Source organism: Streptomyces calidiresistens, from assembly GCF_014141525.1.
Lineage (GTDB): Bacteria > Actinomycetota > Actinomycetes > Streptomycetales > Streptomycetaceae > Streptomyces > Streptomyces calidiresistens.
Window position 1 is genome coordinate 1 of the sequence record NZ_VKHS01000844.1, and the last position, 2,214, is coordinate 2,214.

At 69.4% G+C, this 2,214-nt stretch carries 1 protein-coding gene; it reads left to right on the forward strand.

Translation table 11 applies throughout. The annotated features are described in order from the left end of the window. The first annotated feature begins 203 nt into the window (after window positions 1-203). Complete coding sequence (arc, locus tag FOE67_RS23360; protein ID WP_182666818.1) at window positions 204-1,970, forward strand: proteasome ATPase; 1,767 nt, start codon at window positions 204-206, stop codon at window positions 1,968-1,970. Window positions 1,971-2,214 lie beyond the last annotated feature (244 nt).

A 2,214-nucleotide genomic window follows, 5' to 3' on the forward strand; every position in this document is an offset into this window, starting at 1 on the left:
CCCCCGGGCCCCGGCGCCCGGGCGCGCCCCCGGCCGACGCGCCGGGGTGGGGAGGGCCCGTCCCGGGTATCCCCTGGCATGAGGGAGCGCGCACGGGTGAAGATCGGACACGCCCCGATCGTCTCGACGATCAGGGGTTTCGATCGCCACCGGTCCAGGTAGGGTCTGGAAGCGTCCAGCTCCCCTTGGAGGAGGTGAGGACCGTGGCATCCCACGACGACGACACCAACCGCGGTATCCGGCCCGGTCGAGGATCGGAGGACCCGATCCGGCAGGCCGCCGACCTGGAGCAGGAGATCACCGTCCTGCGCCGCAAGCTGGCGGATTCCCCGAGACACACCCGGGTGCTCGAGGAACGCATCGTCGAGCTGCAGACGAGTCTGGCCGGGGTCACCGCCCAGAACGAACGACTGGCGGCCACCCTTCGGGAGGCCCGTGACCAGATCGTCGCCCTCAAGGAGGAGGTCGACCGTCTGGCGCAGCCCCCAGCGGGATTCGGGGTCTTCCTGGCCGCGAACGAGGACGGCACCGCCGACATCTTCACCGGCGGGCGCAAGCTCCGCGTCAACGTCAGCCCGAGCATCGAGCTCGAGGACCTGCGCCGGGGCCAGGAGGTGATGCTCAACGAGGCGCTCAACGTGGTCGAGGCCATGGAGTTCGAGCGCGCCGGCGAGATCGTCACCCTCAAGGAGGTCCTGGAGGACGGCGAGCGCGCCCTGGTGGTCGGGCACACCGACGAGGAGAAGGTGGTGCGGCTCGCCGAGCCGCTGATCTCCGCCACCATCCGCGCCGGCGACGCCCTGCTGCTCGAGCCCCGCTCCGGCTACGTCTTCGAGGTCATCCCGAAGGCCGAGGTCGAGGAGCTGGTGCTCGAGGAGGTCCCGGACATCGACTACACCCGGATCGGCGGCCTGGGGGGCCAGATCGAGCTGATCCGCGACGCCGTCGAGCTGCCCTACCTGCACCCGGACCTGTTCCGCGAGCACGAGCTGCGTCCCCCCAAGGGCGTCCTGCTCTACGGCCCGCCCGGGTGCGGCAAGACGCTCATCGCCAAGGCGGTCGCCAACTCCCTGGCCAAGAAGGTCGCGGAGGTCACCGGCAAGCCCGCGGGCAAGAGCTTCTTCCTCAACATCAAGGGCCCCGAGCTGCTCAACAAGTACGTGGGCGAGACCGAGCGCCACATCCGCCTGGTCTTCCAACGGGCCCGGGAGAAGGCGAGCGAGGGCACGCCCGTCATCGTCTTCTTCGACGAGATGGACTCCCTCTTCCGCACCCGCGGTTCCGGGGTCAGCTCGGACGTGGAGAACACCATCGTCCCGCAGCTGCTCTCCGAGATCGACGGCGTGGAGGGGCTGGAGAACGTCATCGTCATCGGCGCCTCCAACCGCGAGGACATGATCGACCCGGCGATCCTGCGCCCCGGCCGGCTGGACGTGAAGATCAAGATCGAGCGTCCGGACGCCGAGGCGGCCCGCGACATCTTCTCGAAGTACCTCACGCCGCGGCTGCCGATCCACGCGGACGACCTGGACGAGCACCGGGGCAGCCGCGAGGCCGCCATCGACGCCATGATCCAGACCGTGGTCGAGAAGATGTACGCGGAGTCCGAGGAGAACCGCTTCCTGGAGGTCACCTACGCCAACGGTGACAAGGAGGTCCTGTACTTCAAGGACTTCAACTCCGGCGCCATGATCCAGAACATCGTGGACCGGGCGAAGAAGATGGCGATCAAGGACTTCCTCGACCACGACCGCAAGGGCCTGCGCGTCTCCCACCTGCTCGCCGCCTGCGTGGACGAGTTCAAGGAGAACGAGGACCTGCCCAACACCACCAACCCCGACGACTGGGCCCGCATCTCCGGCAAGAAGGGCGAGCGCATCGTCTTCATCCGGACGCTGGTCACCGGCAAGCAGGGAGCGGACACCGGTCGGTCCATCGACACGGTGGCCAACACCGGTCAGTACCTCTGACCGTCCGGCCGGCCGCCGCGCACGGCCGACCGCGTCGGGACGGGGGAGACCCGGTCCCGGCCCGGCCGGGCGCCCCGGTTCCCGCCGGTCGCGGCGGTGTGTCGGCCGTCCGGGACGTCATCCGGCTGCGGGTCCGCTCGAGCGGACCCGCAGCCGGACGTTTTCCCCGATCGATCACAGGAAACCCGCAGTGAGATCCACACCGCTCTCCGTGGCCGTTAGGCTGGGGCGGATGGGGGAAGGC